Origin of the sequence: Virgibacillus sp. JSM 102003, assembly GCF_041949995.1 — a bacterium.
Lineage (GTDB): Bacteria > Bacillota > Bacilli > Bacillales > Amphibacillaceae > Lentibacillus.
The window spans coordinates 113104-120756 of sequence record NZ_JBHFQH010000014.1 but is presented as its reverse complement, the minus strand read 5'-3'; the positions used below and the strand labels follow the sequence as shown (position 1 = coordinate 120756).

General features: G+C 36.8%; 9 protein-coding genes. 1 reads left to right on the top strand and 8 read right to left on the bottom strand.

Going from position 1 to position 7653, the window contains the following annotated elements:
• Positions 1–252: 252 nt before the first annotated feature.
• The 7 genes from ACE1TG_RS15425 to ACE1TG_RS15395 form a co-directional block, all read right to left on the bottom strand.
• On the bottom strand, positions 253–1428 hold the full coding sequence (locus ACE1TG_RS15425; protein ID WP_375053305.1) for an SH3 domain-containing protein: 1176 nt from the start codon (positions 1426–1428) through the stop codon (positions 253–255).
• A 73-nt stretch (positions 1429–1501) separates the two neighbouring features.
• Positions 1502–1837: a fluoride efflux transporter FluC gene (locus ACE1TG_RS15420; RefSeq protein ID WP_375053303.1), complete on the bottom strand. Its 336-nt coding sequence runs from the start codon at positions 1835–1837 to the stop codon at positions 1502–1504.
• On the bottom strand, positions 1834–2211 hold the full coding sequence (locus ACE1TG_RS15415; RefSeq protein ID WP_375053302.1) for a fluoride efflux transporter FluC: 378 nt from the start codon (positions 2209–2211) through the stop codon (positions 1834–1836). The genes ACE1TG_RS15420 and ACE1TG_RS15415 overlap by 4 nt, the downstream gene beginning before the upstream one ends.
• 3 nt (positions 2212–2214) lie before the next feature.
• The gene (locus ACE1TG_RS15410) at positions 2215–2628 is read right to left on the bottom strand and encodes a Fur family transcriptional regulator (protein WP_375053300.1); all 414 of its coding nucleotides are present in this window, start codon (positions 2626–2628) and stop codon (positions 2215–2217) included.
• Positions 2625–3479 (bottom strand): metal ABC transporter permease, encoded by an 855-nt coding sequence (locus tag ACE1TG_RS15405; protein WP_375053299.1) that lies wholly within the window; start codon positions 3477–3479, stop codon positions 2625–2627. The genes ACE1TG_RS15410 and ACE1TG_RS15405 overlap by 4 nt, the downstream gene beginning before the upstream one ends.
• 16 nt (positions 3480–3495) lie before the next feature.
• Entirely contained in the window at positions 3496–4251 is a 756-nt protein-coding gene (locus tag ACE1TG_RS15400; protein WP_375053298.1) for a metal ABC transporter ATP-binding protein, read from the bottom strand.
• Between the two features lie 12 nt (positions 4252–4263).
• Complete coding sequence (locus tag ACE1TG_RS15395) at positions 4264–5217, bottom strand: metal ABC transporter solute-binding protein, Zn/Mn family (protein ID WP_375053297.1); 954 nt, start codon at positions 5215–5217, stop codon at positions 4264–4266.
• 580 nt (positions 5218–5797) lie between these two features.
• Between ACE1TG_RS15395 and ACE1TG_RS15390 the strand changes: the two genes are divergently transcribed.
• The gene (locus tag ACE1TG_RS15390) at positions 5798–6715 is read left to right on the top strand and encodes a proline dehydrogenase family protein (protein ID WP_375053296.1); all 918 of its coding nucleotides are present in this window, start codon (positions 5798–5800) and stop codon (positions 6713–6715) included.
• Between the two features lie 52 nt (positions 6716–6767).
• Here ACE1TG_RS15390 and ACE1TG_RS15385 read toward each other — a convergent pair whose 3' ends face one another.
• Entirely contained in the window at positions 6768–7622 is an 855-nt protein-coding gene (locus ACE1TG_RS15385; protein WP_375053295.1) for a YitT family protein, read from the bottom strand.
• Positions 7623–7653: the final 31 nt, after the last annotated feature.

Below are 7653 nucleotides of genomic sequence, written 5' to 3'. Positions count from 1 at the left end.
AAATACACGTAGACTCCTGTGGGAGCTTGCGCCTAGATGAGACTACGCAGTGACGTAGGAGCAAGGAGGCTCATCAGCCGCCCTTGGTGCGCGAAGTGTATTTCCGGAGCGGTGTCATAGCACTCAGCATGTTAGTTCGCAGTTTATATCTAATCTGTAAAAAATCCGAACTAATTCGAATTCTATTTCAAGAATTTGAATCATAGTTCGGATTTTACTTTGACTTAAATACTTTTGTCCCAGCTAAATTTTTTAATAGTTTCCTAATTCACTATGCGGTGCTTGGATAATCACTGGGCTCTTAGCAGGATCCAGCCATTTTAATATCGAAACCATGTTACTCTGGGATACCCCTGTACATCCTAATGTATGTCCGTTTGCTACATGGAAGAATATTGCGCTTCCTGCTCCAGGCGTTCTTTGGGTATTATAATTTATTACAAAACCATAGGTATATGCTGAGATATCCATGTTTTCAGCGCTATTCCACTGACCTTGCGTTTCTTTTTTGGATTGCCAAGTATTATAAAGGCTTGATTTTGGATCATCTACCCACACATCATCCGGGGTTATAGGTTTAAAAGGTAGCTTTGTTCCCGGGTTACCATTACGTCCAAAGGCATTTCCTATCGAATACTTTCCTCGTGGACTTTTTCCATCTCCTTCTGTCTTTGCTGAAGCAAAACCATTTTTGCCAATGAAACCAGGGATTGATAAGATTCTTTTCCATGAACCATTTGCATTCCGTTCAAATGTCTGAATATGTACTGAGCTAGTACCATACCCTTTAGAGGTAACTAAAATTAGCTGATTGTTTGCATCAACTGTATTCAGTTTGTCCGCATCATTTTTTGGTAGGGGTGCAGGTTCAGTTTTTTCGGTTTCTTTATTTTTCTTGGTGGATTGAGAATTTTTTTGATCCTCTGAAGGACTTTGACCTGATGTCTTTGATGATGAGGAAACTGGAGTAACTTTTTTATCTGATAAGTATTTGCCATTGACGTAGCCAGAAAGGTTGTCGCTGGAAACCTTGACCCACTGATTTGATGATCCGTTTTTGGTCTTTAAGGGTTCATTTATTGCTGCTATGCCAACAATGTTATGTTGAGTCCCAGGACCTGATCTGACATTTAACTCAGACACTGCTACATAGTTTGTGGTATATGAAGTAGTCTTCGTTTTAGTCTTTTTAGATTGCGTATTTTCTTTTTCTTTGTTTATTGATTTATCATTTACCTTTTCAGGGAATTCAACAAACGATTTTTTTACTTTTTGAATTTCTGTTGTTTTGTGTGCGGTTGCTTTAACTTGTACTGAGTCTGTTTTGCTCTCATTAACAGTTATGAGTAAAATGAATGCAGTTAGAGATAGTAGAAATACTCCTAAGATAAAATGTTTTTTTTTTTGACACAGAAATCTCCCCTCCAAAATTTATTGTAGTATATCAATAGTATACAAAAATAAATGTTAGATAGGAAGAATTTGGTGACAAAATCTGAATTTATATAAACAGATAAACAAACAATACTGACACTGTAACAGAGCTAACTACATAACCTGCTGCGAGCCAATATCTTTTCTCCATTATAAGGTGAAGTGTTTCGTTTCCGAACGTAGAAAATGTAGTGTACGCCCCGCAGAAGCCAATTCCCAAAAACATCCATAACCATTCTGAAATGCTATTATCTGTATAAAATCGAAGTAGTAAAGCCAAAAGAATTGACCCAGTTATGTTAGCAGTCCAGGTTCCAATCAGGCGTTTTTTTGTTTTTAAGGAAATATAATAACGAGTAATGCTGCCAAGAAACCCACCGAGTGCAACTAGAAGCATACTCATAATGTCACCCGCTTTTTAAGTGCCAGCTTGAACCCAAAATAACAAAACAGCAGTCCGCCCAAAATACTTAGTACTATATAGCTACCAGCTAAAAGAATGCTAATATCTGACAGTTCTACCGTTTCAACTGCGAAAGTGGAAAATGTCGTAAATGCACCAATCATCCCTGTTCCAAGAGCTGCAAATACTTCTGGGCTCAGGGTACGCTTAATTGAATCATGATGAAGTAAGAAGCTGAGCAGAAAACATCCAAGCAGATTAGCAATTAAAGTAGCATAGGGAAATCCAGAGTTTGTCCAAAATAAAATAGAGATTCCGTATCTCCCAGTGGCTCCCACCATTCCACCGATACCAACTGCTAAATAAATTTTCATGAATTATGCATCCTGACAAACTGGACATAATCCGTATATTTCAAATTTATGTCCTTCAATTTCATAGTTTCCAAGTGATTTCTGCACTTCATTCATTGGACATACATCGATTTCTTTTGTTTTGCCGCAATCTTTACAAATAAAGTGGTGATGGTGATGATGGGTACATGAAATTCTGAAATGTTTTTCACCATTAAGTTCAGTTGTTTCCAGAATGCCAACCTCGTCAAATAAATGTAAATTGCGGTAAAGGGTGTCAAAGCTTATTCCTTTATATGTGGGTTCCATGTGCTGAAGCAAATCTTTTGCAGTGCGATAGCCATCAGCCTCATCAAGATAAGCTAAGATGTCTTTACGTTTAGCAGTAGTTTTATAGCCTCGGTTTTTAAGTTTTTCCAGTGATTCCTCTAACTTCATTTGACTTCCCTCGCTTTTTTCGGAGTATGCGTAAAACGTTTCAACCCAATTGAAAGCAGTAAAATAATAATTGCCACAACAACAATTGTACCACCTGGCGGAATGCTGAAATAATAGCCGGATATTAAACCTATGATAACAGCTAGCTCACCGAAAACAATGGAAAATGTAATCATTTGCTTAAAACCACGAGCAATTCGCATGCTTGCTGCAACAGGTAATGTCATTAATGCTGATACTAGTAAGACACCAACAATTCGTATTGATGCGGCAATTACTAATGCAGTCAGAACAATAAAAAGTAAATGAATCCGTTTGGAATGAATTCCTGAGACGATTGCATGTTCTTCATCAAATGATAGGGTGACAAGTTCTTTATAAAATAACCGAATCACTAGAATGATAATAATAGAAATAGCCAGGATAGAATAAAAATCATTTTGACTTACTGCAGATACAGATCCAAATAAGTAATTGAAAAGCTCTGTATTAAAGCCGTCTGCAAGTGAAATGAATATAACACTTAGACCAACGCCACCAGATAGGATAATCGGAATAGCCAGTTCCTGATATGCCTGATAAACGCCTCGAAGCTTTTCAATAAAAATTGAACCAAGTACGGAAAATGCCATCCCACTGTATAGTGGGGTGATAAGTCCAGCTGCGAACTTTTTTTCTATTAATAGTCCAAATGCAATCCCTGCTAAAGTTACATGTGATAATGCATCAGCTATTAGGGAGAGGCGCCGGACGACAATGAATGTACCAAGCAATGGCGCAATGATTCCAATTAGCAATCCGGTTAAAAAAGTGTTTCGTAAAAAATCATATTGAAAAAAATCAGCTAGCATAATCTTCCCCCCAACGTTAATGATCGTGTGTAACTATATTTACTGGATGACCGTAGAATTGTGATAAATCTTTTTCTGTTAACGACAAATATTCTTCAGATTTTCCATGAAAATGCAACGTTTTGTTCAAGCAAACAATATCTGTAGCATGCTCAGTCATTGTTCCGGTATCATGTGTAACAAGAAGTAGGGTAATGTTCCGGTGGTTGTTTAACTGATGTAACAGATCGTAAAATCGCTGGACATTCTCATAGTCGACACCAACAGTAGGCTCATCCAGAATCAGTAATTCCGGATCACTGACTAATGACCGGGCTATAAATACACGCTGCTGCTGGCCGCCTGAAAGATTTCCAATATTTTCATAAGCATATTCTCCCATACCTACTTGATCAATCGTATCCAGGATTTTCTTTTTATGTTTCGTAGTGAAAAACTTGAAGTAACCTACTTTCGCTGTTAATCCCATTGAAACGACTTCAAAAACCGTTGCTGGAAATCCCTTGTTGAATGAATTAGATTTTTGAGATACGAAGCCGATTTTATCCCATGATTTAAACTTATCAATAGGCTGGCCGAAAAGGTCAATGGAACCAGTGTCAGGTTTTAGGAGACCAAGAATGAGTTTTACCAGCGTTGTTTTTCCTCCACCATTTGGACCTACCAACCCCATGAAAGCACCTTGAGGAATTTCAAAATTTATACTGTTCAGGACGCATTTGCTTTCATAAGCATAGTTAAGATTTATCATCGATACGACTGGTCTGTTCATCTGTGATACCTCCTATTTAGTGGCCTTATCGAGTACTTGAAGGTTTTTGTTCATGATAGATAAATAATTTGCATTATTCTTCATATCCTCTTCATTTAAAACGGAAAGGTTATGAATATACAATGCCTCTGCACCTATTTGATCCTGTATAATTTTAGAAACATCATCAGAACCATTTTGTTCAAAAATAACATAATCCAACTTTTTCTCTTCTGCCAGGTCGATAATTTCGGTTAATTCCTTTTGTGAAGGTTCGTCACTTGAAGACAAACCACTTATAGCAATTTGCTCGATGCCATAACGTTCTTCCCAATACCCGTATGCTGCATGCGATACAAGAATTTCCTTATAATCCTTTGGTTGTAGTGTTTCTTTAAATCGGTTATCTAATGCTACTAGATCCTTTTTCAGGGCATTAAAATTTTGCGTATACACCTGTTTGTTTTCAGGATTCATTTCGGTAAGCTTATCCTTAATATAACCGGACATTTCAATCATGCGCTTTGGGTCCAGCCAAATGTGCGGATTAACGTCACCATGATTATGTTCTGCATGTTCACTTTCTTCTTTATGATTTTTCTCGTCATGATTTTTCTCTACATGAAATAATTCTTCATTTGCACCCAGTTCAATCATTTTTACATCCTGTGAATCAAGTGCAGCTGCTGCAGCTTCAGCAAAGCCTTCCATCCCAGCACCAAGGTATATGAACGCATCTCCATCCGCAATAGTAGTCATTTCCTTGGAGGTAGGTTCATATGTGTGCGCATCAACCCCAGGCGGATAAATGGACTTAGCATTAACTTCTTCTCCACCGATTTGTTCAACAGCGTATTGAATCGGGTATATGGAGGTGAATATAGTTATATTATGGTTATTTGCGGATTCAGAGGAAGAAGGTGAACATCCTGTCGCAATGATTCCTATAATTGTAAGTATGATGATGCCAGTATGATGTATTTTCATGAATATTAAATCCCCTCGTCGTTATTAATCGCTACTATATATTATCGTAATCATTACGATTTGTAAATAAGAATGATTACGATTAATAAAAATTATCCAAAGGACAGTTAATATATTGTCAAGTAATTGAAAGAACAAAGGTTAAAAGTTATTATATTAGTATAGGACAATTATCCTATACTAAATTTTTTACTTAATACTACTTCTAATTTTCTCAATTACAAGGGGTTATTAACTTGCAGACTACGTTAGGTGTAAGAGGAGTGACATGTGGACTCTGGGGACGGATCAGCAACTATCAAGCTTTGCTCCAAAGTATGAGTGGTTCTAGGAAAGTAAGTTGCGCTATCTATAACGAGAAGCAGTGTTTTAATATATATGCTTATATTCTCGCGGAAACCAGATTTATTATCCATTATTAGGAGAAGAAACGACATAAATCGTTTATTTTCGCCAAATAAGGCTGAAATTACTCATAAAAGGTAAAAAATAATACTCTTTTTAGTAAATACATGATATGATATAAATTATGCACAGAATATAGTAATATAGAAAATTTTTTTAGTTGGGGGTAATCAGCGTGGAACAACTTATGCGTAACTTCTTCTTATTTTTATCAAAAAATAAAACGCTTACAAAATTAGCAAAAAAATACGGGTTTAAATTTGGCGCATCCCGTTTTGTTGCAGGTGTTGATATAGACCATGCAGCAAGAAAAATCAAGGAAATAAATGATGATGGATTTGTTGTTACAATTGATCATCTTGGTGAGTTTGTCGATAATGAACAAGAGGCTAAGGAATCTGCTAATGAATGCATTAATGCGATTAAAAAAATTGCAGATAGAGGTCTGGATTCTGAGCTGTCACTAAAACTGACATCACTGGGACTTGATATATCAGAAGAATTAGTAATGGATAGTTTGCGAAAAATTCTAGAAGCAGGTAAGCAGCATAATGTTACCGTGACAATTGACATGGAAGACTACGAACGTTGCGGCAAAACATTGGATATTTTCAAAGAATTGCGAAGTGAGTATGAGAATGTTGGTACAGTCCTTCAGGCGTATTTGTATCGCACAGAAGAAGATTTACAAGATCTTAACGAATACGATCCGTACCTGCGTCTTGTAAAAGGTGCATATAAGGAATCTCCTGAAGTTGCTTTTCCGGATAAGAAGGACGTTGATGAAAATTATAAAAAGCTTATTAAAATCAATTTATTAAATGGTAATTATACTGCGGTTGGAACACATGATGATGCAATTATAGATTACGTTAAAGAACTGGAAAAAGAACATAATATTCCTCGTGATCAATTTGAGTTTCAAATGCTGTTTGGCATTCGGATTGAATTACAGAACAGACTGCGAAAAGAAGGATATAAAATGCGCGTATATGTGCCATACGGTAAAGACTGGTACGGTTACAACATGCGTCGCCTGGCAGAACGCCCGGCAAATGTAATGTTTGTCCTAAAAGGTATCTTTAAAAAATAATAGTAACATTTTATCCCCCGATTCAGAGAACGGGGGATTTGTCTTGCCATTATTAAAACTTCTGTCCATAATATTTATCCAGCGAGAATCCTCGTCCCAGTACTTCTGATGCATCAAGGAATATGACAAAGGATGTGGGTTCTTCTTTTTGCAAGGTTCGCTTCAGTTGAACTGCTTCCTGTTGTTCCGTAACACAAAGAATCATTGTTTTATTTTCATTTGAATAGCCGCCTATTGTTCGGACTTTAGTTAACCCACGATCTATCCGTTCTCCAATAAGACCTTGGATTTTATCTTCATTTTCAGTGATAATCAAAATTAATTTGGATGCTGATGTGCGCAATTGAACGATATCGATTGTTTTACTTGTAACATAAATGCACATTAAGGCAAATAGTGTAAGTTCGAGATTAAACACGATAATAGAAGAAACAACAACAAATCCATCGACAATTAACTGAGAGTAACCACTTGATAATCCAGTGAATTTCTTTACAACCTGAGCGATTGCAGCAGTCCCGCCAGTTGATCCATTTCCTTTATAAACGGTACCAAGACCAGCACCCAAAACGATACCACCGTAGATTGCACCTAATAGGGGGTTGCTAATCGTGAAAGGAAAATCTGCACTTAGAAAAATAACAAAAGGCACCCAAAATGTTCCTAATAATGTTTTCCAGCTAAAATCCTTGCCTAGCGCAAGCCAGCCGATTATAAAGATGGGAAGATTAATTAAAAACTGTGTGTATGCTGGACTTAATTCATAAAGTTCAAAAAGAATTGTACTAATCCCGGAAATACCGCCGGCTGCAAGTTTTGAAGGTAACAGGAATATATTGTATGAAAGCGCGACAAGTGAAGCGCCGACAATAATTTGCAAGTATTCGGTTACAAGTTTTTTGTTCATAACTGTCAAGTCCTTTCTGTATATGAAGCCT